The sequence below is a fragment of the Kitasatospora sp. NPDC001309 genome (genome assembly GCF_042896295.1).
Taxonomy (GTDB): Bacteria; Actinomycetota; Actinomycetes; order Streptomycetales; family Streptomycetaceae; genus Kitasatospora.
Genome location: NZ_JBIAXC010000009.1, coordinates 202,719 through 225,773, shown reverse-complemented (window position 1 = coordinate 225,773; position 23,055 = coordinate 202,719). Strand labels below are relative to the sequence as shown.

Annotated in this window: 25 protein-coding genes and 3 tRNA genes; 15 read left to right on the top strand and 13 right to left on the bottom strand. The window is 73.8% G+C overall.

Going from position 1 to position 23,055, the window contains the following annotated elements; translation table 11 throughout:
* Nucleotides 1-112 precede the first annotated feature (112 nt).
* The 3 genes from ACFY2K_RS12745 (at nt 113) to ACFY2K_RS12735 (ending at nt 2,337) form a co-directional block, all read left to right on the top strand.
* Nucleotides 113-508 carry a hypothetical protein gene (locus tag ACFY2K_RS12745; RefSeq protein ID WP_380594152.1) on the top strand — a complete coding sequence of 132 codons (396 nt, stop codon included), beginning with the start codon at nt 113-115 and terminating at the stop codon, nt 506-508.
* A 79-nt stretch (nt 509-587) separates the two neighbouring features.
* Nucleotides 588-935, top strand: coding sequence for an MmcQ/YjbR family DNA-binding protein (locus ACFY2K_RS12740; protein WP_375887752.1), 348 nt, complete (start codon nt 588-590; stop codon nt 933-935).
* Nucleotides 936-1,122: 187 nt separating this feature from the next.
* Entirely contained in the window at nt 1,123-2,337 is a 1,215-nt protein-coding gene (locus tag ACFY2K_RS12735) for an alpha/beta hydrolase (RefSeq protein WP_375887749.1), read from the top strand.
* Between the two features lie 14 nt (nt 2,338-2,351).
* Here the strand turns inward: ACFY2K_RS12735 and ACFY2K_RS12730 are convergent, their stop codons facing one another.
* Nucleotides 2,352-3,335 carry a helix-turn-helix transcriptional regulator gene (locus tag ACFY2K_RS12730; protein WP_380527548.1) on the bottom strand — a complete coding sequence of 328 codons (984 nt, stop codon included), beginning with the start codon at nt 3,333-3,335 and terminating at the stop codon, nt 2,352-2,354.
* 150 nt (nt 3,336-3,485) lie between these two features.
* On the opposite strand from ACFY2K_RS12730, the gene ACFY2K_RS12725 reads away from it, so the two are divergent.
* Nucleotides 3,486-4,064, top strand: coding sequence for a TIGR03086 family metal-binding protein (locus ACFY2K_RS12725; RefSeq protein WP_375887744.1), 579 nt, complete (start codon nt 3,486-3,488; stop codon nt 4,062-4,064).
* Between the two features lie 69 nt (nt 4,065-4,133).
* Here the strand turns inward: ACFY2K_RS12725 and ACFY2K_RS12720 are convergent, their stop codons facing one another.
* Both ACFY2K_RS12720 and ACFY2K_RS12715 read right to left on the bottom strand, forming a co-directional pair.
* Entirely contained in the window at nt 4,134-5,147 is a 1,014-nt protein-coding gene (locus ACFY2K_RS12720; RefSeq protein ID WP_375887741.1) for an aldo/keto reductase, read from the bottom strand.
* The gene (locus ACFY2K_RS12715; RefSeq protein ID WP_375887738.1) at nt 5,144-5,647 is read right to left on the bottom strand and encodes a MerR family transcriptional regulator; all 504 of its coding nucleotides are present in this window, start codon (nt 5,645-5,647) and stop codon (nt 5,144-5,146) included. Before ACFY2K_RS12715 ends, ACFY2K_RS12720 begins: the two co-directional genes overlap by 4 nt.
* Nucleotides 5,648-5,762: 115 nt before the next feature.
* Between ACFY2K_RS12715 and ACFY2K_RS12710 the strand changes: the two genes are divergently transcribed.
* Nucleotides 5,763-6,596 carry a serine hydrolase domain-containing protein gene (locus tag ACFY2K_RS12710; protein WP_380527552.1) on the top strand — a complete coding sequence of 278 codons (834 nt, stop codon included), beginning with the start codon at nt 5,763-5,765 and terminating at the stop codon, nt 6,594-6,596.
* Between the two features lie 2 nt (nt 6,597-6,598).
* Here the strand turns inward: ACFY2K_RS12710 and ACFY2K_RS12705 are convergent, their stop codons facing one another.
* Nucleotides 6,599-7,375 (bottom strand): pirin family protein, encoded by a 777-nt coding sequence (locus ACFY2K_RS12705; RefSeq protein WP_380527554.1) that lies wholly within the window; start codon nt 7,373-7,375, stop codon nt 6,599-6,601.
* Nucleotides 7,376-7,628: 253 nt separating this feature from the next.
* On the opposite strand from ACFY2K_RS12705, the gene ACFY2K_RS12700 reads away from it, so the two are divergent.
* From ACFY2K_RS12700 to fabF, 5 genes are all read left to right on the top strand, one after another.
* Nucleotides 7,629-8,825 (top strand): PucR family transcriptional regulator, encoded by a 1,197-nt coding sequence (locus ACFY2K_RS12700; RefSeq protein WP_375888120.1) that lies wholly within the window; start codon nt 7,629-7,631, stop codon nt 8,823-8,825.
* A gap of 91 nt (nt 8,826-8,916) precedes the next feature.
* Nucleotides 8,917-9,885 (top strand): ACP S-malonyltransferase, encoded by a 969-nt coding sequence (locus tag ACFY2K_RS12695; protein WP_375887730.1) that lies wholly within the window; start codon nt 8,917-8,919, stop codon nt 9,883-9,885.
* Entirely contained in the window at nt 9,882-10,919 is a 1,038-nt protein-coding gene (locus tag ACFY2K_RS12690; protein WP_375887728.1) for a beta-ketoacyl-ACP synthase III, read from the top strand. The genes ACFY2K_RS12695 and ACFY2K_RS12690 overlap by 4 nt, the downstream gene beginning before the upstream one ends.
* 81 nt (nt 10,920-11,000) lie before the next feature.
* On the top strand, nt 11,001-11,249 hold the full coding sequence (locus ACFY2K_RS12685; RefSeq protein WP_375887726.1) for an acyl carrier protein: 249 nt from the start codon (nt 11,001-11,003) through the stop codon (nt 11,247-11,249).
* 182 nt (nt 11,250-11,431) lie between these two features.
* Nucleotides 11,432-12,694 carry a beta-ketoacyl-ACP synthase II gene (gene fabF / locus ACFY2K_RS12680; protein ID WP_375887723.1) on the top strand — a complete coding sequence of 421 codons (1,263 nt, stop codon included), beginning with the start codon at nt 11,432-11,434 and terminating at the stop codon, nt 12,692-12,694.
* A gap of 66 nt (nt 12,695-12,760) precedes the next feature.
* Here fabF and ACFY2K_RS12675 read toward each other — a convergent pair whose 3' ends face one another.
* Nucleotides 12,761-13,255, bottom strand: a complete 495-nt coding sequence (locus ACFY2K_RS12675) for a DUF3145 domain-containing protein (RefSeq protein ID WP_270147090.1) — start codon at nt 13,253-13,255, stop codon at nt 12,761-12,763.
* A 365-nt stretch (nt 13,256-13,620) separates the two neighbouring features.
* Nucleotides 13,621-14,646, bottom strand: coding sequence for an NADP-dependent oxidoreductase (locus ACFY2K_RS12670; RefSeq protein ID WP_380527557.1), 1,026 nt, complete (start codon nt 14,644-14,646; stop codon nt 13,621-13,623).
* 106 nt (nt 14,647-14,752) lie between these two features.
* On the opposite strand from ACFY2K_RS12670, the gene ACFY2K_RS12665 reads away from it, so the two are divergent.
* Nucleotides 14,753-15,217: a MarR family winged helix-turn-helix transcriptional regulator gene (locus ACFY2K_RS12665; protein ID WP_375887716.1), complete on the top strand. Its 465-nt coding sequence runs from the start codon at nt 14,753-14,755 to the stop codon at nt 15,215-15,217.
* Between the two features lie 117 nt (nt 15,218-15,334).
* The gene (locus ACFY2K_RS12660; protein WP_387711187.1) at nt 15,335-16,837 is read left to right on the top strand and encodes an LCP family protein; all 1,503 of its coding nucleotides are present in this window, start codon (nt 15,335-15,337) and stop codon (nt 16,835-16,837) included.
* A 7-nt stretch (nt 16,838-16,844) separates the two neighbouring features.
* On the opposite strand, the gene ACFY2K_RS12655 is transcribed toward ACFY2K_RS12660, so the two are convergent.
* From ACFY2K_RS12655 to ACFY2K_RS12635, 5 genes are all read right to left on the bottom strand, one after another.
* A complete protein-coding gene (locus ACFY2K_RS12655; RefSeq protein ID WP_387711185.1) occupies nt 16,845-17,765 on the bottom strand; it encodes a 1-aminocyclopropane-1-carboxylate deaminase/D-cysteine desulfhydrase in 921 nt (306 codons plus the stop codon).
* 86 nt (nt 17,766-17,851) lie between these two features.
* The gene (locus tag ACFY2K_RS12650) at nt 17,852-18,481 is read right to left on the bottom strand and encodes a GPP34 family phosphoprotein (RefSeq protein ID WP_375892551.1); all 630 of its coding nucleotides are present in this window, start codon (nt 18,479-18,481) and stop codon (nt 17,852-17,854) included.
* Between the two features lie 51 nt (nt 18,482-18,532).
* The gene (locus ACFY2K_RS12645; protein WP_380401618.1) at nt 18,533-18,760 is read right to left on the bottom strand and encodes a hypothetical protein; all 228 of its coding nucleotides are present in this window, start codon (nt 18,758-18,760) and stop codon (nt 18,533-18,535) included.
* A gap of 10 nt (nt 18,761-18,770) precedes the next feature.
* Nucleotides 18,771-19,718: an SPFH domain-containing protein gene (locus tag ACFY2K_RS12640; RefSeq protein ID WP_380527562.1), complete on the bottom strand. Its 948-nt coding sequence runs from the start codon at nt 19,716-19,718 to the stop codon at nt 18,771-18,773.
* Nucleotides 19,719-20,148: 430 nt separating this feature from the next.
* A tRNA-Ile gene (locus ACFY2K_RS12635) sits at nt 20,149-20,222 on the bottom strand.
* A gap of 190 nt (nt 20,223-20,412) precedes the next feature.
* Here ACFY2K_RS12635 and ACFY2K_RS12630 point away from each other — a divergent pair.
* Together ACFY2K_RS12630 and ACFY2K_RS12625 are read left to right on the top strand one after the other, a co-directional pair.
* Nucleotides 20,413-21,258 (top strand): trypsin-like serine peptidase, encoded by an 846-nt coding sequence (locus ACFY2K_RS12630; RefSeq protein WP_380527564.1) that lies wholly within the window; start codon nt 20,413-20,415, stop codon nt 21,256-21,258.
* Between the two features lie 128 nt (nt 21,259-21,386).
* Entirely contained in the window at nt 21,387-22,136 is a 750-nt protein-coding gene (locus tag ACFY2K_RS12625) for a trypsin-like serine peptidase (RefSeq protein WP_380401627.1), read from the top strand.
* A gap of 147 nt (nt 22,137-22,283) precedes the next feature.
* Here ACFY2K_RS12625 and ACFY2K_RS12620 read toward each other — a convergent pair.
* Together ACFY2K_RS12620 and ACFY2K_RS12615 are read right to left on the bottom strand one after the other, a co-directional pair.
* A tRNA-Asn gene (locus ACFY2K_RS12620) sits at nt 22,284-22,356 on the bottom strand.
* A gap of 62 nt (nt 22,357-22,418) precedes the next feature.
* Nucleotides 22,419-22,491 (bottom strand) — tRNA-Asn (locus ACFY2K_RS12615).
* Between the two features lie 241 nt (nt 22,492-22,732).
* On the opposite strand from ACFY2K_RS12615, the gene ACFY2K_RS12610 reads away from it, so the two are divergent.
* The gene (locus ACFY2K_RS12610; RefSeq protein WP_375892545.1) at nt 22,733-23,026 is read left to right on the top strand and encodes a hypothetical protein; all 294 of its coding nucleotides are present in this window, start codon (nt 22,733-22,735) and stop codon (nt 23,024-23,026) included.
* Nucleotides 23,027-23,055: the final 29 nt, after the last annotated feature.

The following is a 23,055-nucleotide window of genomic DNA, read 5'->3' as shown; positions in this document are numbered from 1 at the left end:
CGCCCCCACCCAGACCATCGGCAAGGAGAACGCCGGCCGGGCCTTCCTCTGGGACCCGGCCAAGGGCACCGGCAAGGACGCCTTCCGGCGGGTCGACCCGCCGGTCCCGGACATGCCGGACGGCCTGGACGAGCCCCGCCCGGTGCCGTTCTTCTGCTCCGGGCACTCCTTCCTGCCCAACGGCATGCTCGGCGTCTTCGGCGGCAACCTGGGCGGCAACGGCGGCACCGGCGCCAAGCTCTCGCTGGTCTTCGACCCGTGGACGGAGACCTGGACCCGCAACCCCGACATGTCGGTGGGCCGTTGGTACCCCTCGGTGGTCACCGGGGCCGACGGCCGGGACTGCTTCCTGCCCGTCCCGGACCGCCAACGGGTCAGCGGCAGCAGCGAGTTCTGGGTCTTCTGCGGCCAGAGCTACCGCCGGATCTCGGTCGCCGACGGCAGCGGGCACCCGGACCGGCTGGTCGACGGAGACCGGACCTGCGACAACTGGGCCTCGCTCGGCTGAGCGCCGCCCGCGCCCCGCGCCCCCGCGCCCACCCGGGGGTGCGGGGGCGCGCAGCGGGGCCCTGCTCTACCCTGCCGCCATGGTGACGTTCGACGAGTTCCGCGCGATGGCCCTGGCCCTGCCGGAGGCCGCCCAGGAACCGACCTGGGGCATCCAGACCCTGCGGGTGCGCGGCAAGGTCTTCGCGATGGGCGACCCCGACGGCGACAGCGTCACCGTCAAGGCCACCCGCGAGGACCAGGCCGAACTGATCGCCGCCGAGCCCGAGGTGTTCTCCTTCGCGCGCTACGTCGGACGCCACGGCTGGGTGAGCGTCCGACTGGACCTGGTCGACCCGGAGGAGCTGCGCGACGTGGTCACCGAGGCCTGGCGGCGGACGGCCCCCAAGAGGGTGGTCTCCGAACATGACGCCCGCCACTCCGCTTAGCACCGCCGGAACGGCCACACAAGGACGTCGGGAGGACACTCCCGGTTCATGTGATCCATCCCACAGTTTGGGCGTGTCCGTCACCCTCCTGTGACCTCTACGCTTTCCCAGGGAAGTCAGCAAGTCCATTTCGCACCCTCCGGGCACCGCCCGAGAAACGGTGACGGGCCCCAAGGGAGTTGGTGCGGTGCGCAACCGTCGACGCTGGAAGCGGGTACTGATCGGGGCGTTCGCGGGTTGTGCCGTGCTCGCCGACGCGGGTGCCTCGGCAGCCGCCGCCGCGGTCTCCTCGGAGCAGCTGGCGATCTCCACGCCTCCGGCCGGCAGCGCCGCCTGGATCCAGGACCACTCCTTCGGCCGCGTCCTGCCCGACCCGGCCACCACCAGCCCGGCCGACGCCGCCGCCTTCTTCGCCTCGCTCGCCCCCACCGAGCTGGACCGGCTGATCAAGGACTACCCGCTGGTCGTCGGCAACTACGACGGCGCCCCGCTGGACCTGCGCTACCGCGCCAACCGGATCGCCCTGGCGAACGAGCGCGACGCCGCCCGGGCCCGCGCGGCCGACAAGAAGCTGGACGCCGACACCCGCGCCCTGGCCGTCTCCCGCGCCAACGACGTCGACCACCTGCTCACCCCCGACCGGCAGGTCCTCGCCTTCGACCCGCGCGGCCGCGGCCTGGTCACCGAGGTCTGGGGCGACCTCGCCGACGCCGAGCACGTCTCCGTCATCGTCCCGGGCTCCGACGCCGACCTCGGCCACTTCGACCAGGCGGCCGAGCCGCTGCGCTCCCCGGCCGGCATGGCCCGCGCCCTGTACTCCGAGGAGCAGCGCCAGGCCCCGGGCACCCGCACCGCCGTGATCGCCTGGACGGGGTACGTCACCCCCTCGGGCCTCGGCCCGGACGCGGCCACCTCCCGGCTCGCCGACGTCGCCGCGCCCCGGCTGGAGCGACTGCTGGCGGGCCTGCGGGAGACCACCCGCCCGGACGCGCCCCCGGCGCTGCTCTGCCACTCGTACGGCTCGGTGGTGTGCGGCACCGCCGCCCCGAAGATCCCGCGGGCGGCCGCCTCGCCGTCCGACACCTCCGGCATCACCGACATGATGGTGTTCGGCAGCCCGGGCATGGGCGTGCAGTCGGCCGACGAGCTGGGCAGCGGCGTCCACGTGTGGGCCACCCGCAACCCCAGCGACTGGATCGGCAACGTCCCGTTCCTGGAGGTCGGCAAGCTCGGCCACGGCGCCGACCCGACCGGCGGCGGCTTCGGTGCCGAGCAGATCTCCTCCGCCCGCGCGGCCGGCCACAACGGCTACTTCACCGACGGCACCGACAGCCTGCACAACTTCGCGGCGATCTCGCTCGGCGACTACCGCGACGTCGTCCGGCCCCAGTCCAACTCCTAGGCCCTGTTGGGGCGTCACTGCTCCTGGTACAGCCGCAGGGCCTCCGCCGCCGCCCGCGCCAGCTCGCGCCGGGCGGCCGGCGGGCCCAGCACCTCGACCTCGGCGCCGAAGGCCAGCAGTGAGCGGACGGCCGCCGCGGACGGGAAGGCCATCGCCAGCTCGACCCACTCCTCGGCCACTCCGCTGTCCGTCTCCGGCGGCAGGGCCGTGACCCGGCCGCCGTGGATGCGCAGGAACATGTCCAGCCGCCCGCGCCGCACCCGCACCGGTACCGGCACGTCCACGGGCAGCCGCTCCACCTGCTCGCGCAGCGCCGCCCACACCTCGCCGAGCGCCACCCCGGCCCGGCGGCGCACCGCCTCCTCGGCGGTCTCGGCGGCCAGCACCCGGTCGGCCCGGAACAGCCGCGGCTCGCCGTGCAGATCGGCCACCAGGTACCAGACCGCGGCCTTGTTCACCAGGCCGTACGGGTCGACGGTGTACTCCACCGGCGCGGGCGCCCCGCTGTGCCGGTAGCGCAGCCGCAGCCGCCGGTCGGCGAAGACCGCGTACTGCAGCTCGCCCAGGTCCGGCGGACTGCCGGCGCCCGCCTGCGGGTTCTGCATCCAGCGTGCCGGGTCGACCAGGATCCGCTCGCTGACCCGCTCGGCGGCCGGGCGGTGCGGGGCGGGCAGCGCGGCCATCACCTTGCGCAGCGCCGAGCCGAGCGCACCGTCCAGCCCGAGGTCGCTGTGGGCGCCCTGGGCGGAGAGCACGAACAGGGCCCGCGCCTCGTCGGCGGTCAGCCCGGTGACGTCGGTGCGGTAGCCGGGCAGCAGGTTGATGCCGCCGTGCCGGCCGCGTTCGGTGAACACCGGCACCCCGGCGGCGGAGAGCGACTCGACGTCCCGGTAGATGGTGCGGACGGACACCTCCAGCCGTTCGGCCAGTTCGGTGGCGGGCACCCGGCCCCGGGTCTGGAGCAGCAGCAGGATCGAGAGCAGGCGGTCGGCCTTCATGGCTCCAGGATCCCAAGAATCCTGACGGCACTTGTCAGGTTTTACTGGGAGATTGCGTTCCGAGCCCGACCGAACGGTCCGGGCAGGGGCCGCCCCCGGCAGAGGGCCGCCCCGAGCAAGGACCGCACCGCACCCAGGAGTTGACCGAAGATGAACGCCGTCCAGGACGCCCGCCCCCAGTACCTCGCCGCCCTCGGCCAGTTGGCGCAGCTGGTCGCCGCCGTCACCCCCGCCGACCTCGACCGGCCCACCCCGTGCGACGAGTACACGCTGCGTCAGCTGCTGAACCACGTGGTCGGCGGCATCCACCGGTTCGCCTACATGGGCGAGGGCGGCCTGGCCGCGGACATCCTGCCCGGCATCGAGGACCCGGCGGACGACGGCTGGCCGGCCGCGCTCGCCCGGGCCGCCGCCCGCGCCACCGCCGCCTGGGCGGACGACGCCAAGCTGGGCCGCCCGACCTCCGCACCCTGGGGCGAGGTGCCCGGCGGGATGGTGGTCGGCGGCTACGTGATGGAGACGGTGACCCACTCCTGGGACATCGCCACCGCCCTCGGCAACGGCTTCGCCCTGGACGAGGGGCTGGCCCGCACCGCGCTGGCCGTCGCCGAGCTGGTCCTGCCGCCCGAGGGCCGGGTCGAGGGGGTCCCGTTCGGCGCGGTGCTGCCGGTCGCCGAGGACGCCGACGTGCACGCCCGGCTGGCCGCCTGGACGGGCCGCAAGGCCTGAGGCCGCACAACCCCGTGCGGGGCCGGGGAGGTCGACGACCCCCCGGCCCCGCACGGCTGTACCACCCGACTACTCGCGCCCGACCGAGGTGTTGCTCATGTCCGCGTAGCGCTCGCCCGCCACCCGGCCGGCCAGCGGCTCCAGCAGCGCCAGCTCCTCCGTGCTCAGCCGCAGGGCGACCGCACCGGTGTTCTCGGCGAGCCGGCTGCGCTTGCGGGTGCCGGGGATCGGCACCACGGTCAGCCCGTGCACCTGGGCCCGCTGCTGGACCCAGGCCAGCGCGACCTGGGCGAGCGTCGCGTCGTGGGCGGCGGCGATCTCCCGCAGCGGGGTGAGCAGTTCGCCGTTGGCGACGGCGTTCTCCCCGGTGTAGCGCGGGCTGCTGCGGCGGAAGTCGCCCGCCGTGAGGGTCGCCGCGTCCTGGAAGGCGCCGGTCAGGAAGCCCCGCCCGAGCGGCGAGTACGGCACGAAGGCGACGCCCAGCTCGGCCGCGGCCGGCACCGCGGAGCGCTCGACGTCCCGGGCGAACACCGACCACTCGGACTGCACCGCGGCGATCGGGTGGACGGCGTGCGCCTCGCGCAGCTCGGCCCCGGTCACCTCGGACAGCCCCAGCCGCCGCACCTTGCCGGCCTTCACCAGCTCGGCCATCGCGCCGACCGAGTCGGCCAGCGGCACGGCCGGGTCACGGCGGTGCATGTAGTACAGGTCGATCGTCTCCACGCCGAGGCGGCGCAGCGAGCCCTCCACCGCGGTGCGGATGTACTCCGGGTCGTTGCGGATGGCCCGGCGGCTCGGGTCCTCCTCGCTGCGGTCGATGGCGAACTTGGTGGCGATGACCACCCGGTCGCGGTTGGCGCGGACGAACGGGGCGAGGAACTCCTCGTTGCGGCCGTGGCCGTACATGTCCGCGGTGTCGAACAGGGTGACGCCGGCCTCCAGCGCGGCGTCCAGGGTGGCGCGCGCCTCGTCGGAGTCGGTCGGGCCGTAGAACTCGCTCATGCCCATGCAGCCGAGGCCCTGGACGCCCACCAGCGGGCCGTCGGTGCCGAGGGGTGCGGTGGGGAGGACGGGGTGAGTCATGCGCTCTGCTCTTCCTCTACTCGGTGGTGCTGGCTTCGGACGGGGGCGCCGGCACTGTCGGCGATCCTCCCGGCATAGAGATCGATCTTGTGGTCGAGGACGGCCAGGGTGGCCTGGAGGTCGACGATCCGCTGCCGGACCTCCTCGCGCTGGGTCTCCAGCAGCTCCCGGCGCTCGACGTAGGTCTCGTCGCCGCGGCGGGCCATGTCGACGTACCTGAGCATGTCCGCCACCGACATCCCGGTCAGCCGCAGCCGGCCCAGGAAGGCCAGCCGGCGCAGGTCGCCGTCGCAGTAGCGGCGCTGGCCGCCGGCCGCGCGGTCGACCGGGTCGAGCAGGCCGATCCGCTCGTACCAGCGGAGCGTGTGGGCGGTCAGCCCACTGACGGCGGCGACCTCGCTGATGGTGTGCCGCGGGGTCCGGTCCGGCTCACTGTCCTGGCCGTTGAAGACCTCGGCGCAGCTGCGCAGACCGGCCCGGGCCCGTACGGGTGTGGCCATGATCGATTCCCCCTGTCCTGTGCCGACGACGCTACCGAGTTGGAGTGCACTCCAAGCAAGCCACCCACCCGGGTGCCCCCGCCACCCGACCGGACCGCACATTAGAGTCGACCGCATGGAGAGCTTGCGGATGATCGACAACTGGCCCGTGCCCCACGCCGCCGCCGCGGTGGTCCGGGGGTCGGACGGCGCGGTGCTGGGCGCCCACGGCCCGCAGCAGCACCTCTTCCCGCTGGCCTCGGTGACCAAGCTGCTCACCTCCTACGCGGCCCTGGTCGCCCTGGAGGAGGGCGTGTTCGAGCTGGACGACCCGGCCGGCCCGCCCGGCTCCACCGTCCGCCACCTGCTCGCCCACACCTCGGGCCTCGGCTTCGACGAGGACCGGCTGTTCTCCGAGCCCGGCAAGCGCCGGCTCTACTCCAACGCCGGTTTCGACGTGCTGGCGGCCACCCTGGCCGAGGCCGCCGGGATCGCGTTCCACCGGTACGTCGCCGAGGCGGTGTTCGAGCCGCTGGGCATGCACGACACCCTGATCAACACCGCGAGCAAGTCCCCGGCCGGCGCCGGCGGCCTGTCCACGGTGGCCGACCTGGCCCGGTTCGCTGCCGAGCTGCAGTCCCCGAAGCTGCTGGACCCGTCCACCGTCCGGCGGGCCACCCGCGAGGTCGCCTTCCCCGGCACCAGCGGCGTGCTGCCCGGCTACGGGCACCGCCGCCCGAACGACTGGGGCCTCGGCTTCGAGATCCGCGACGGCAAGAGCCCGCACTGGACCGGCACCGCCAACTCCCCCGAGACCTTCGGCCACTTCGGCCAGTCCGGCACCTTCCTCTGGGTCGACCCGCGGGCCGGCGCGGCCTGCGTCGCGCTCACCGACCGGGACTTCGGCCCCTGGGCCGTGGAGGCCTGGCCGCCGCTGTCCGACGCCGTCCTCGGCGAACTGCGGGGCTGACCTCAGCCGTACGAGACCGGCGAGTGCATCTCCCAGAGCAGGAGTTCGGCGCCGGTCTCCCCGGCCGCCGGGTCGGCGAAGGCCTCGCCGGTGACCCGCACGCTGTCGCCGGGCGCCATCGACCGCCCGGCGCCCTTGGGCCCGGGCACGGTCCGGTAACCCAGGGAGCCGGCCGTCAGGTGGGCGTACCGCCAGGGCGCGGCGGGCAGTTCGGGCAGCGGCTGCCAGGGGCCGGCGGTGGCCAGCCAGAGCGCGGCGTCGCGGCGGCGCAGCCGCAGGGCGTCCGTCCCGGCGTCGCGTTCCAGGCCGGAGGCCAGCAGCGTCAACCCGCCGTCCGCCCGCTCCACCTTGCGCAGCCCGTACGCGGGGGCGGCGTCGAACTCGTCCGGCTGCAGCCACATCTGGACGAAGCGCACCGGCCCGGTGGCGCCGCCGACGTTGCGCTCGGTGTGGGTGACCCCGGAGCCGGCGCTGAGGTGCTGGACCATGCCCGGGCGCACCACCCCGCCGTGGCCGTGCGAGTCCCGGTGGGCCAGCGCGCCCTCCAGCACCCAGGTGAGGATCTCGGTGTCCCGGTGCTTGTGCTCCTCGAACCCGGCGCCGGGCGCCAGGAGTTCCTCGTTGCACGCGAGCAGCGCGCCGAAGTGGGTGTTCTTCGGGTCGTAGTGGCCGGAGAAGGAGAACGCGTGTCGGGTCTCGATGCCCTCGGCGGGGGTGGAGCGGTAGCGCTCGGCGGTGCGGCGCTGGTCGGCGCGGGGGCGGGCGGCGTCGTCGGTCACGCCCCTCACCGTACTGCTCCGGACGGCGCGCGCCGGGGCGCGGACGCGCCCCGCGCCCCGGGGCCGTGAGCGGCACCACCGTGCCCCCGCACCGGGGGGTGTGCACGAGCAGTCACTCGCGTGAGGCAGTCTTGTCCTTGTGCCAGCCGCTTCCGCGAACTCCAAGAGCGAACCCACGCCGCCCGCCGAACCCACCGGGAAGAGCCCGGCTCCCCGGACCGCCCGCGACCGCCCCGGCCGCCCCGCCCCCCGTCTGACCGCCCAGGAGCGCCGGAACGCCGCCGAGCGGGCCGAGCGCCGGGCCGCGACGCTCAAGCGGCTGGAGAAGTCCTCGGGGAAGCTGGCCACCGCCGCGATCTCGCGGATGGACGACCAGCTCGGCTGGTACCGGCGGATGCCGCCGGAGCACCGCTCCTGGATCGGCCTGGTCGCCCAGGCGGGCATCGCCGCCTTCACCGAGTGGTACCGCCACCCGGAGGCCGCCCGGGCGATCTCCACCGACGTCTTCGGCACCGCCCCGCGCGAGCTGACCAGGGCGATCACGCTGCGCCAGACCGTGGAGCTGATCCGCACCACGATCGAGGTGATGGAGGAGGCCATCGAGGAAGTGGCCGCCCCCGGCGACGAGGCGGACATGCGCGAGTCCGTGCTGGTCTACGCCCGGGAGATCGCCTTCGCCACCGCCCAGGTGTACGCCCAGGCGGCCGAGGCGCGCGGCGCCTGGGACGCCCGGCTGGAGGCGCTGGTGGTGAACTCCCTGCTGTCCGGCGACGCCGACGAGGGCGTGCTGTCCCGGGCGGCCGCCCTGGGCTGGGGCCAGCCCAGCCAGGTCCGGGTGGTGATGGGCAGCGCCCCGGACGGCGACAGCGAGCTGGTGGTCGAGGCGATCCGCCGGGCCGCCCGGTACGCCAAGCTGAACGTGCTGACCGGGGTGCTGGGCAAGCGCCTGGTGGTCGTGGTCGGCGGCGAGAAGGAGCCGGTGCACGCCGCCCGGGCGCTGATCGGCCAGTTCGCGCCGGGCCCGGTGGTGATCGGCCCGACCGTGCCGGACCTGCTCTCGGCGACCCGCTCGGCGCACGCCGCCGCGTCCGGACTGCGCGCCTGCGCCGCCTGGCCGGACGCCCCGCGCCCGGTGCTCGCCGACGACCTGCTGCCCGAACGGGCGCTCGCCGGGGACCAGGCCGCCCGCCGCCAGTTGGTGGAGGAGATCTACACACCGCTGGACGAGGCCGGCTCCGCCCTGCTGGAGACGCTGAGCGTCTACCTGGAGCAGGCGTCCTCCCTGGAGGGCGCGGCCCGAATGCTCTTCGTGCACCCCAACACGGTGCGCTACCGGCTACGACGTGTGACCGACGTCACGGGGTACGCCCCCTCCGACGTACGTTCGGCGTTCACCCTGCGGATCGCACTGGCCCTCGGCCGGCTCACCGCCGCCGGGGAGCCCGGTTGAGCCGGGGTGTAGGGACCATACAATCCCGGATGGTTTTCTTCGTTACCGTCGCCTACCCGCCCCCGGGCGCCTGGCGAGAGAGGGTTGAACCGTGCTCGTAATCGTCGCCCCTGGACAGGGTGCCCAGTCCCCCGGTTTCCTCAGCCCCTGGCTGGAGCTGGACGGTGTCGCCGACCGCCTGCGCCGTTGGTCGGAGCCCGCCGGGCTCGACCTGGTGCACGCCGGGACGGAGGCCTCCGCCGAGGAGATCAAGGACACGGCCGTCGCCCAGCCGCTGCTGGTCGCGGCCGGTCTGGTGACCGCCCGCGCGCTGTTCCCGGACGAGGACGTCGCCCGCAAGCTGACCGGCGCCGTCGCCGGCCACAGCGTCGGTGAGATCACCGCCGCCGCCCTCGCCGGCGTGTTCGGCGCGGCCGAGGCGCTGACCTTCGTCCGTGAGCGCGGCCTGGCCATGGCCGAGGCCGCCACCGTCACCGAGACCGGCATGACCGCCGTGCTCGGCGGCGACCCCGAGGTCGTCGCGGCGAAGCTGGCCGAGCACGGCCTGACCGCGGCCAACAACAACGGCGGCGGCCAGATCGTCGCGGCCGGCACGCTGGTCCAGCTGGAGGCCCTCAAGGCCGACCCGCCGGCCGGCGCCAAGCTGATCGCGCTCAAGGTGGCCGGTGCGTTCCACACCGAGCACATGGCCCCCGGTGTCGAGCGGCTCGCCGCGCTGGCCCCGAGCCTGGCCGTGGCCGACCCGCAGGTCACCTACGTGTCCAACAGGGACGGCGGGGTCGTCGACTCCGGCGCCGAGGTGCTGGCCCGCCTGGTGTCGCAGGTCTCCAACCCGGTCCGCTGGGACCTCTGCACGGAGACCCTCGGCCGGCTGGGCGCGACCGCCGTGATCGAGCTGTCCCCCGCGGGCACGCTCACGGGGCTGCTCAAGCGCAACCTCAAGGGCGTGGCCACGCTCGCCCTGAAGACCCCCGCCGACCTGGACAAGGCCCGTGCGCTCATCGCGGAGCACAGCGGCCAGGAGCAGCCGGACCAGCAGGACCAGGAGGACCTGGCATGACCAAGCCCCAGATCCGCCCCGCCACCGGCGCGCAGTACTCCCGGATCCACGGGGTCGGCGGCTACCGCCCGGTCCGGGTCATCCCCAACTCCGAGGTCCTGGAGTGGATCGACTCCTCGGACGAGTGGATCCGCACCCGGAGCGGGATCGCCGAGCGCCGCTGGGCGGGCCCGGAGGAGAGCGTCGCCGAGATGTCGCTGCAGGCCGCCGGCAAGGCCGTCGCGCAGGCCGGCATCTCCGCCGAGCAGATCGGCGGCGTGATCGTCGCGACCGTCTCGCACCTCAAGCAGACCCCCGCGATCGCCACCGAGATCGCCGAACGGCTCGGCTGCGGCACCGCCCCGGCCTTCGACATCTCGGCCGCCTGCGCCGGCTTCGGCTACGGCCTGGGCCTGGCTGACGGCATGATCCGCGGCGGCAACGCCGAGTACGTGCTGGTGATCGGCGTCGAGCGGCTCAGCGACCTGACCGACAAGTCGGACCGCTCGACCGCCTTCATCTTCGGCGACGGCGCCGGCGCCGCGATCGTCGGCCCGTCCGACACGCCGGGCATCGGCAAGCTGATCTGGGGCTCGGACGGCTCGCAGTCCGACGTCATCAGCCAGACGCAGGCCTGGGACACCGCCTTCGCCAAGCCCGACGCCATCAACGGCCCGGGCGAGGAGCAGGACCACAAGTGGCCGGCCCTGCGGATGGACGGCCAGCCGGTGTTCCGCTGGGCGGTCTGGGAGATGGCCAAGGTGGCCCAGCAGGCGCTGGACGCCGCCGGGATCACCGCCGACCAGCTCGGCGCCTTCATCCCGCACCAGGCCAACATGCGGATCACCGACGCCATGATCAAGGCGCTCAAGCTGCCCGCGTCGGTGCCGGTCGCCCGCGACATCGCGGAGACCGGCAACACCTCCGCGGCCTCCATCCCGCTGGCGATGGAGCGCATGCTGGAGTCCGGCGAGGCCCACAGCGGCGACCTCGCGCTGATCATCGGGTTCGGGGCGGGTCTCGTCTACGCCGCGGCAGTCGTTACGCTCCCCTAGGCGCGTTTCGCCCCACCCCATCCACAAGCCCGTGCCCGGCCGACGGTCGGACACGTTCAACACCGAAGAGGAGCAGCCGGTATGGCTTACACCAAGGACGAGGTCCTGGAAGGTCTCGCCGAGATCGTCAACGAGATCGCCGGTATCCCGGGCGAGGACGTCCAGGAGGACAAGTCCTTCACCGACGACCTGGACGTCGACTCGCTGTCCATGGTCGAGGTCGTCGTGGCCGCCGAGGAGCGCTTCGACGTCAAGATCCCGGACGACGAGGTCAAGAACCTGAAGACCGTCGGCGACGCGGTGAACTACATCCTCACCAACGCCGCCTGAGCGATCGACTCGTACGAGTCGCCCAGTCCGTCCGGCGTGACGCACGCCCAGGACGGCTGACCCGTCGGCCCGGCTCCGAGAGCCACGTCGACCCGCCGGCCGGGACGCCCCACCGGGCGCCCGGCCGGGCCCTTCTTCGGCTCGCCGCCGACCCCGCACGAAACGTGAAAGAAGAGAAACCAGTGACCGCTGAGAACCGAACCGTGGTCGTCACGGGTATCGGCGCCTTCACGCCGCTGGGCGGCGACGCCGCCACCACCTGGGAGAACCTGATCGCCGGGCGCTCCGGAGTGGCGGCGCTGACCGAGGAGTGGGCCCAGGACCTGCCGGTCCGGATCGCCGCACGCACCGCGGTCGAGCCGGGCGAGATCCTGCCCCGCCCGCTGGCCCGCAAGCTCGACCGCTCCGCCCAGTTCGCGCTGATCGCCGCCCGCGAGGCCTGGGCCGACGCCGGCTACGAGACCCCGGCCACCGACGAGTCCTCCAAGCTCGCCCCCGAGCGCCTGGGCGCCGTGATCGCCTCCGGCATCGGCGGCGTGACCACCCTGCTCGACCAGTACGACGTGCTGCGGGAGAAGGGCGCCCGCAAGGTCTCCCCGCACACCGTCCCGATGCTGATGCCCAACTCCCCGGCGGCCAACGTCGGCCTGGAGGTCGGCGCCCGCGCGGGTGTGCACACCCCCGTCTCCGCCTGCGCCTCCGGCGCCGAGGCGATCGGCTACGCGATCGAGATGATCCGCAGCGGCCGCGCCGACGTCGTGGTGGCCGGCGGCACCGAGGCGGCCATCCACCCGCTGCCGATCGCCGCGTTCGCCAACATGATGGCGATGTCCAAGAACAACGACGAGCCCGAGCGTGCCTCGCGCCCGTACGACAAGGCCCGGGACGGCTTCGTGCTGGGCGAGGGCGCCGGCGTGGTCGTGCTGGAGTCGCTGGAGCACGCCGAGGCCCGCAACGCCCGGATCTACTGCGAGGCCGTCGGCCAGGGCCTGTCCTCGGACGCCCACCACATCGCCCAGCCCGAGCCGACCGGTGCCGGTGTGGCCCGCGCGCTGGCCGACCTGTTCGACCGCAACGAGCTGGACAAGGCCGAGATCGTGCACGTCAACGCGCACGCCACCTCGACCCCGCAGGGCGACACCGCCGAGCTCAAGGCGCTCCGCAAGGAGCTGGGCGAGGACCTCGACCACATCCTGGTCTCCGCCACCAAGTCGATGACCGGCCACCTGCTGGGCGGCGCCGGCGGCATCGAGACCGTCGCCACCGTGCTGGCGCTGCACCACCGGATCGCCCCGCCGACCATCAACGTCGAGGAGCTGGACGACGAGGTGGACGCGAAGGTCGTGACCGAGGCGACCCCGCTGCCCGAGGGCCGGATCGCCGCGCTGAACAACTCGTTCGGCTTCGGCGGCCACAACGTGGTGCTGGCCTTCCGCACCCGCTGACGCCCGTGACGGAGGGGCCGGCGCTCGGATCGAGCGCCGGCCCCTCCGTCGTGTCGTCCCGCGGGCTCAGACCACCTGGTGCAGCCAGCGCACCGGGGCGCCCTCGCCCGCGTAGCGGAACGGCTCCAGCTCGTCGTCCCAGGGCTTGCCCAGCAGCCGGGAGATCTCGGCCTCCAGGTCGGCCCCCTCGCTGCGGGCCCGCAGCAGGACGGCCCGCAGCCGGTCCTCGGGGATCAGGATGTCGCCGTGGATGCCCGTGACGGCGTGGAAGATGCCGAGCGTGGGCGTGCTGCTGTACCGCTCGCCCTCCGCCGTGGCGCAGGGCTCGCTGGTCACCTCGTACCGCATCAGCTGCCAGCCGCGCAGCGCGGAGGCGAGCTTCGAAGCGGTGCCGGGCTCCCCCTGCCAGGAGAGCTCGGCACGCCAGTGCCCGGGTGCGGCCGGCTGGCGGATCCAGTCCAGGCTCACCCGCACACCGAGCACCCCCGCGACGGCCCACTCGACGTGCGGGCACAGCGCGCGGGGCGCGGAGTGGATGTAGAGAACTCCACGTGTCGTCACCGGGACCTCCAGGCTGTGGACGAGGGTCGCCTTCCCCAGCTGCCTCGTGCCTGCAGTTGATCCACAGTTACCCACGTTAGCCGACATTAAGCTACTAAATTGAGCAAAACGGACAGGCTTTCGCTCAATGCTAGTCGAATCCTCAACGAGGTCTACCCCTCGGCCGGATCTCTCCCCCGAACGGCCCCATCGCCGGGCGGGACCACCGTACCGCGCGGCGCGGGGCGATGGATGACGCACTTTCGGATCCGGCCGGAATGCGGTAGTGCGGCCGGATCCCCTGCGCCGTGCACGCGAACCGCCCCGCGCGCCCGGTCGGGGCGGCGGGGCGGGTTCGACTCCGGACCAATGGCCCTGACGGAGGGTCAGCCGTCCAGGCGGACCACCATCTTGCCGGTGTTGACGCCGCGGAGCAGGTCGAGGAAGGCCTCGACGGCGTTGTCGAAGCCGTCCACCACGGTCTCCTCGGAGCGCAGCTCGCCGGAGCGCAGCCAGCCGCCCACCTCGGCCACGAACTGCGGCTGCAGGGCGGCGTGGTCGCCGACCAGCATGCCCTCCAGGCGCAGCCGCTTGCCGATCGCCAGCGCCAGGTTGCGCGGGGCGGCGGGAGGGGTGGTGTCGTTGTACTGGGCGATCGCGCCGCAGAGCACCGCGCGGCCGTGCACGCCGAGGGCGCCGATCGCGGCCTCCAGGTGGTCCCCGCCGACGTTGTCGAAGTAGAGGTCGATGCCCTCCGGGGCGGCCTTGGCGAGCTGCTCGGCGACCGGGGCGTCCTTGTAGTTGAAGGCCGCGTCGAAGCCGAAGTCGTCCACCAGCTTGGCGACCTTCTCCGCCGAGCCGGCCGAGCCGACCACCAGCGAGGCGCCCTTGAGCCGGGCGATCTGGCCGACCAGCGAGCCGACGGCGCCGGCCGCGCCGGAGACGAAGACCTTGTCGCCCTCCTTGAGGGCGCCGACGGCGAGCAGTCCGGCGTAGGCGGTCAGGCCGGGCATGCCGAGCACGCCGAGGTAGGCGGAGAGCGGGCCGGCCGCCGGGTCGACCTTGACCGCGCGCTTCGCGTCCAGGGTGGCGTACTCGCGCCAGCCGAGCCCGTGCAGCACGGCGTCGCCGGGGGCGAAGCCCTCCGCCTCGGAGGCGACCACGTAGCCGACCGCGCCGCCGTCCATCGCCTGGCCGAGCTGGAACGGGGGCACGTAGGACTTGGTGTCGTTCATCCTGCCGCGCATGTACGGGTCGACCGACAGGTGGGTGTTGCGGACCAGGATCTCGCCCGGGCCCGGGGTCCGGACCGGGGCCTCGACCAGGGCGAAGTCGGCGGGCACCGGCCAGCCCTGGGGGCGGGCGGCGAGGTGCCATTCACGGGCGGTCGCGGGGGCGGCCTGCTCTGCCATGGAGGTGCTCCTTGGGGGGGGTTTCGGCAGGTAAAAGGTTGAGCAACTGAAGTAACGATGGACATGAAAGGTTCATGTTGTCAACTTTTCAGGTAGACTCTGGGGCATGGACACCCAGCAGACCGAGGTCGCCACGCCGCAGTCCGACGAGATCACCCGCGAGGTCGTCGACCTGATGGCCAACCTGGTCGCCCTGTTCCATCGCGAGTACGAGGAGGCCGCCGCCGCCCGCTCGCTCACCGGCGCCCAGGCCAAGGTGCTCGCGCTGCTGCGGCGCGGCCCGCTGCCGATGCGCCACATCGCCCAGACGCTCAGCTGCGAGCCCTCCAACATCACCGGCATCGTCGACCGGCTGGAGGCCCGCGGCTTCGTCACCCGGGAGGCCGACCGGCAGGACCGCCGGGTCAAGCTGGTCGCCGCCACCGAGACCGGCGCGGCCGCCTCCGAGGAGCTGCGCGAGTCGCTCAACTTCGCCCGCGAGCCGCTCGCCGCGCTCGGCCCGCAGGAGCGCACCGTCCTGCGGGACCTGCTCCGGCGGATGCTCACCGGCGCCGCCGACCCCGGCGCGTGAGCAGCATCACAGCACTGCTGCCCGATTCGCCCGCACTCAGGAGGTAACCGAACGGCCTTCCGGAACGTCTAACGTTCGAACATCGAACGCGAGAAACGTGAAGACGGGGGGCACGGGATGAGCAGCAGCACGCGCCGGCGCCGCTACCTGCGGACCGCCATCGGCCTGGCCGCCGTTCTGGTGCTGTCGGTCGTGGGGGCGGGGGCCTGGTTCTACCACCGGCTGGACAGCAACATCACCACCTTCGACGCGGGCGGCGTCGCCACCGAGCGCCCGCCGGCCCCCGTGCCGGCCAGCCCCGGCGCCCAGGTGCCGGTCAACATCCTGCTGCTCGGCTCGGACACCCGCGACGACGGCAACAACTCGCTGGGCGGCGGCGACGAGGGCGTCGGCAACTCGGACACCGCGATCCTGGTGCACGTCTACGCCGACCACAAGCACGCCGTCGGGGTCTCGATCCCCCGCGACACCCTGGTCACCATCCCGTCCTGCAAGCTGGCGAACGGCAGCTGGAGCAAGCCCCGCACCGACCAGATGTTCAACTCGGCGTTCAGCCTCGGCGAACTCGCCAAGGGCAACCCGGCCTGCACCCAGAACACCGTGGAGAACCTCACCGGGCTGCGGGTCGACCACACCGTCGTGGTCGACTTCAAGGGCGCCGCCGCGATGACCGACGCCATCGGCGGCGTGGACGCCTGCGTGCCCAACGACGTCAACGAGTACGGCATCCAGCTCAAGAAGGGGATGCAGAAGCTCTCCGGCAAGTCCGCGGTCGACTACCTGCGGACCCGGCACGGCATCGGCGACAACTCCGACATAGGCCGGATGAAGCGCCAGCAGGCCTTCCTCTCCTCGATGATCAAGAAGGTCCAGTCCCAGGGCTTCTCGCTGCCCACGCTGCTGCCGCTGGCCGACGCCGCCACCAAGTCGCTCACCGTGGACGAGGGCCTCGGCACCGCGATGAAGCTGGTGGACTTCGCCCGCTCGCTGGAGGACATCAAGCTCTCCGACGTCACCTTCGTCACCGCCCCCTGGCGCTTCGCCGGGGAACGGGTGCGGCTGGTCCAGCCGGACGCCGACGCGCTGTGGAAGCTGCTGCGCGAGGACCGCACCCTGGACGGGCAGGGCACCGCCGGCACCGGCGCGGCCACCGCCGCCGCGGCCTCCGCCTCCGCCTCGCCGAGCGCGGGCCCCGGGACGAACGCGCCGCTCACCGCCGAACAGGCCGGCGCCCCGGTCACCGTGGTCAACGGCGTCGGCACCGCCGGGCTGGCCGGCTCCGGCGCCGAGACCCTCAAGGGACGCGGCTTCCAGAACGTCACCCTCGGCGCCAACAACCCCGGCAAGCAGCGCACCGAGGTCTCCTACGACCCGACGCTCAAGACCACCGCCGACCAGGTCGCAGCGCTCTTCCCCGGCGCCCGCACCGTCGAGGAGCCCGGCTCGGGCGCGATCACCGTCACCCTCGGGGCGGACTACCGGGCGGCCGGCACCCAGCTGAACTCGGTGACCGCGCCCTCGCCCACGGCCACCGCGCCCAGCGGGATCCCGACCGGCATAGCGGAGAACACCCGCGGCGCCGACACCGACCCCTGTGCCGACCTGACCTTCGGATCCTAGGGCCCGGTTACTCCGGGTCCGGCAGGCCGGTGACCACGGCCGTCAGGCGGGTGCCGCGCACGAAGGCACCCGCCGCGGCCAGGTCGGCCAGGGCGGCGAGCAGCTTGGCGACGTACCGGCGTTCCACCGGGATGCCGTGGCGGCGTTCGAACTCCGCGGCGAAGGCGTCGAGTTCGGCCGGGACCTTGCCGTAGCCGCCGCCGTGGTGCGCGTGGTCGATCCGCCAGTCGGCGAACTCCCGCCCGAACCCGGCCCGGTGCAGCCGGGCGACCTCCGCCTCCAGGTAGCCCTCGCCGCCGCGCAGCACGGCCACCCCGAGCGCCCGGGCACCCGGCGGCAGGCCCGCCGCGATCCCGGCCAGGGTGCCGCCGGTGCCCACCGGGCAGCAGACCACGTCGTCCCCGCCCAGGTCGGGCAGTTCGGCCGTGATCGCGGCCGCGCCGACCGCGGCCAGGGCGTTGGAGCCGCCCTCCGGGAGCACCAGGCAGCGGCCCCAGCGGCGCTCCACCTCCGTACCGTCGCCGGTGCCGTCCCCGGCGAGGGCCCGGCCGGTGGCCTCCCGGTAGGCGGCCCGGGTGAGGAACTCCAGCCGCATCCCGGAGCGTTCGGCGGCCCGCAGCGACCAGTTGCGCGGCCGGTCGGCCAGCTCCTCGCCGCGCACCAGCCCGACGCTCTCCAGTCCGAGCGCGCCGGCGGCGGCCGCGACCGCCCGCAGGTGGGTCGAGTAGGCGCCGCCGAAGGTCAGCAGCCGGGTGTGCCCCTGTTCGACGGCGGCGGCCAGGTTCGGGGCCAGCTTGCGCCACTTGTTGCCGGGGACGGTCGGGTGCAGCAGGTCGTCCCGCTTGAGCCGCAGCTCCACCCCGGCCCGGGCGAACACCCCGTCGGTGCAGTCCACCAGCGGGGTCGGCAGCAGGGCGGGTTCGAGCATCCGGCCAGCTTACGGGCCCGGGACGCCCGCCGGCCCGGACGCCCGTTCGTTCGGCGTCCGGGCCGGCGGGCCGCGTCCGGGGCGGGTCAGCCCGTCCCGGCGTCCGCGTGCTTCGCGTTGACGGCCCGGCGCAGGGCGCGCGGGACCGGGCCGGCCGCCGGGGCCAGCTTGTCGATCCGGGCCCGGAACTCGCGCCGGTGGCGCCAGGTCAGGGCCGTACTCAGCCGGGCCGCGTCGACCAGGGCGACCAGCGCCGCGTCCGCCGGGTCGACCCGGCTGAACGGTCCGCTCAGCGCCGAGGTGACGCTCGCCGCCAGCGCCTTGCGCACCCGGGGCTCCGCCAGGGTGACCCGGGCGACCGGGAAGATCCCGAGCACCCGGTGCTCCTCGACCCGGATCCGCCCGGCGGCCGCGAGCCCGTCGCGGACCACCCGCGCCGACCTCCCCCGGCGCCCGATCCAGCTCCACCAGGTGCGCCGCCGCCCCTGGCGGATCTGCTCCAGCAGCGCGGCGGAGAGCGGGTCGAGCCCGCCGGTCGGGCCGTCGACGGCGGCCGGGTGCCGGCCGTCGTCACGGATCAGCCCGCGGCGGAGGAGCTCGGTGAGCGCCGCCGCCCTCAGGGCCAGGTCCAGGTCGGTCGTGCGGGTGAGCCGCCCGCGCTCGGGGTCGTAGGCGAGCAGGTAGAGCTTCTCGGGCAGATTGACGGGAAGGTCCATCTCGGTCTCCGAAGGATCAGGGACGATCTGCGGAGCGCCCGGCCGCTGCGGTCAGTCCTCGGCGGGACCGCCGTCCTCCGGGCTCTCCTTGGGCGGTCGGCCGCGCCGGGGAAGCCGGGCCGCACCGCTGGGCATCCGGCCGGCCTCGCCGAGGGCGCGGCGGAGCACGAACTCGATCTGGGCGTTGGTGCTGCGCAGTTCGTCCGCGGCCCACCTCGCCAGTGCGTCGTGAACCGAAGGATCCAGTCGCAACAGGAGCTTCTTCCGTTCCGTCGCCAACGCCGCGCCCTTACTGGTAGAGGGAGCCCGTGTTCACGACGGGCTGGGTGCCCCGGTCGCCGCAGAGCACCACCAGGAGGTTGCTCACCATGGCGGCCTTGCGCTCCTCGTCCAACTCCACCACGTCCCGCTCGGCGAGCCGGTCCAAGGCCTCCTCGACCATACCGACGGCGCCCTCGACGATCAGCCGCCGGGCGGCCACCACGGCCCCGGCCTGCTGCCGCTGGAGCATCACCTGGGCGACCTCGGGCGCGTAGGCGAGCCGGGTGATCCGGGACTCGACGACCCGCACACCGGCCGAGGCGACCCGGGCGGCGATCTCGGCGGACAGCTTGCGGGCGATCTCGTCCGCGCCGTCGCGCAGCGACAACTGCCCCTCGTGGTGGGCGTCGTACGGGTAGCTGGTGGCGATGTGCCGGACGGCCGTCTCGGTCTGGATGGCGACGAAGTCGACGTAGTCGTCCACCTCGAACACCGCCATCGCGGAGTCCTCGACCTGCCAGACCACCACGGCGGCGATCTCGATCGGGTTGCCGTCCGCGTCGTTGACCTTGGCGGTCTCGGTCTCGTGGTTGCGGATCCGCAGCGAGATGTGCCGGCGGCTGGTGAAGGGGTTCAGCCAGCTGATCCCCTCGGCGCGGATCGTCCCCCGGTAGGTGCCGAGCAGCTGGACCACCCGGGCCGAGCCGGGCGAGACGACCGTCAGCCCGCAGAGCAGGACCAGCGAGCCGAGCAGCACCAGTGGTCCGAGGACCACCAGCGGAACGCCCAGGCCCTTGTCGCCACCGGCGAGTTGGACCCCGCCGGCGATCAGTCCGGCGAGCCCGGCGAGCACGCCCAGCAGGGCGCCGCCGAGCACCGGCAGCCCCGGTGCCCCGGTGATGACCCGCTCGGTGACCCTCGGGGCCGGGAGGTCGAGGACGGGGCCGTCCTCGACGGAGACGTGCGGTGCGGTCATGGGACCGACTCCCCCTTGTGCGATGTGCGCCGCGCGGACGTCCGCTGCAGCTGTCAAAGTGATATCACTTTTTCGGGGCACCGCACCAGGGGTGAACGCGGTCCGACGCCGCCGGGCGCCGCAGAGCCGCCGGCCGTCGCATCCCGGGGGGTTCGCCTCGCGCTCCGGCGGATCACCCGAAGTGATGCTCCGGTACGCGCAGTTGAGGACTCGACGCCCATGGGTCGGCCACCGCGTGCACGGCCGCGCGGCAGGCGGGATGTACCGGCCCCACGCGACCCGGAAGGCCACGGGCCCGACCGGCCCCCGGGTCCCCTGGGAGGGTGAACCTCGGCGTGTAATCGCCACGGAGGATGTTTGCGCGCGTACAGTCTGTTCTCGCCGCGCCTGGAGCCCCGTCGGCCGACGGGCCGCACGGGGGTGGGAGAAGTGGGGCGGGTGGGACTCGAACCCACGACCAAGGGATTATGAGTCCCCTGCTCTAACCGGCTGAGCTACCGCCCCGGTTCGCCGCGCGTGCCGGTCGTCGGCCACGGCAGCAGCAGACGGCCCCGCGAGGCCGTCCCGGGCAGCATAGCCGGTCGATCACCCGTGGTGCGCGCCGGGGGCGCAGCTGGGTGCGGGAGGGCGCGCGCCCGCCCCGGTGGCGGGCTCCGGGTGGCGACGGAGGGCCCGGACAGGGCAGCCTGGGCTGATGACGATGCGTGGGGCGGGAGCTGCGGCCGGAGGACTGGTGCTGGCCTTCGCGCTGGCGGGGTGCACCACCGCGGCGCGGCCCGGCACCGTCGCCCCGACGGTCACCTCGGCACCGCCCGGTGCCGCCGACGCCCACGGCTGGAGCAAGCAGCGCTTCAAGGGGGCGATCGGCAAGCACACCGGGGTCACCCGCACCGCCAAGCCCACCGTGCTCAACGGCCTGGTCGGTGCGGTGTTCACGCGCAACGCGGACGGGGACCACTTCTGCACCGCCAGCGTGGTCGACAGCGCCGGGCTCAACCTGATCGTCACCGCCGCCCACTGCGTCTGGGACCCGAGGATCGGCCGGCGCAGCGACCTGGTCTTCGTCCCCGGCTACCGCAACGGCGACACCCCGAGCGGGGTCTGGCCGCTGCTGGCGGTCAGCGTGGACGACGGCTGGAAGGACCACGCCGACCCGGACATGGACGTCGCCTTCGCCGTCGTCCAGGCGCAGAACGGGCAGCAGGTGCAGCAGGTGCTCGGCGCCAACAAACTGGGCGTCAACCGCGGCTACCAGGTCCCGGTGCGGGTGACCGGCTACCCGGGCAGCAGCGACGTCCCGATCACCTGCTCGAACACCACCACCGAACAGAGTGCCACCCAGCTGCGGATCGACTGCCCGGACTACACCGGCGGCACCAGCGGCAGTCCCTGGGTCACCGACTTCGACCCGTCCACCAGGACCGGCACCGTGGTCGGCGTGATCGGCGGCTACCAGGAGGGCGGGAACAGCCCGGACACCTCGTACAGCAGCTACTTCGGCGACCGGGTCCAGGCGCTCTACGACCGGGCCACCGGCTGACCGGGCCGGCCCCGGACCGATTCGAACACCCGGCAGTGGCGCCGCCGGGCACGGCCTGGTAGATCTTCCTCTCGAACGGCGGAACGCACGGCCCGGATGCCCGCCCCGAGGAACGAGACGGAGCCCCGATGGCCCCCCGCCCGGTGCCGCCCGCGCGCGCGGCCGGAGCGACCGCGCTGGCTGCCCTGCTGCTGACCGCCGGCACCGCGTGCGGCAGCGGGCCGGACGCGGCGCCGAACGCCGAGGTCGCCCAGCAGAGCGCGGCCCGCGACCGGATCGGCACGCTGTCCGTCCACAGCGCCCAGGGCCCCCGGTCCTGCACGGCGAGCGTGGTGCGCAGCCCCGCGCGCAATCTGCTGGTCACCGCCGCGCACTGCGTGCAGAACCAGCGGGTCGGCCTGCTGGACGGCCTGGTGTTCACCCCCGGCTACCGCAACGGGTACTCCCCGTACGGGAGTTGGCAGGTGCAGTCGATCACCGTCGATCCCCGCTGGGCCTCCGACGACGACCCGGACTACGACGTGGCCTTCGTCACCGTCCGCCCGGCCGACGGCCGGCAGGTCGAGGAGGCGGTCGGCGGCAACCCGCTCGGCACCGGCCGGGGCGTCGGACTGGCGGTCTCGGTGACCGGCTACCCGAACGAGAGCGACGAACCGATCACCTGCGCGGTCCGGACCAGCTCGCAGAGCGCCACCCAGGAACGCTTCGACTGCGGCGGCTACACCGACGGCACCAGCGGCAGTCCCTGGGTGACCGGCGACGGCACGGTGGTCGGCGTGATCGGCGGCTACCAGGAGGGCGGGGACACCCCGGGCACCTCGTACAGCGTGGCCTTCGACCAGCGGATCGCCGACCTGTACCGGCGGGCGACCACCTGATCCCGGCGATGCCCTCCCCGGCCCGCCCGCGGCGCCGGGGAGGGCACGGCGGGGTGACGCACGCGACACCGGGGCGGACAACACGAAGGCCCCCCGGTCGTCCGAGGGGCCTTCGCTCTGAGCAGTCACCGGGCGGACCCGGTGCAGCTCCCGCAATTGGACTCGAACCAATAACCTGCCGATTAACAGTCGGCTGCTCTGCCAATTGAGCTATGCGGGATCGCGGTACTCAACTTCCGTACCACGGGCGGGAATCGGGCTCCGAGGAGCACTACTCCCGAGCTCCCCCAATTGGACTCGAACCAATAACCTGCCGATTAACAGTCGGCTGCTCTGCCAATTGAGCTATGGGGGATCGGCTTCCGCTTCGGCTCCCGTGACCCGGGCTCCTCGGCGCTCGCTGCGGGACATACATTAGCGCACTCGGGGGGGTGGTCCGCCAATCGTTTCCCCGGCCGCCCCGAACCTCCGGTCCGGCGTGCCCCGCGCGCGCCCCCGACGGCACCCGGGGATGCTGGGGGCGCGGACGGTTCGCCGTCCCGGGCAACGGGTAGGGCAATGCGGCAGAAGGCCGCCAGGAGAGGGTGGGTCCGATCATGTGGAAGCTGTCGTTGGCCGCGGGTTTCGCGGCCGGCTACGTCCTCGGCTCGCGGGCCGGGCGCCGGCGCTACGAACAGATCACCGAGGTCACCCGGCGGATCGCCCGGAACCCGACCGTGCAGGGGGCCACCGACCGGGCGCGGCAGCAGGCCGGGGCGGTGGCCGGGAAGGCGGCCGGTGCCGTCGCGGACCGGGTCGGGGACAGGCTGCCGAACGCCGTCACCGACCGGGTGCCGTACTTCACCCGCTCCCGGGCGGAGGACGACGGCTGGGGCACCGTCCGCCCGTGACCGGGCGGTAGCCACCGTCCGTGACGGGG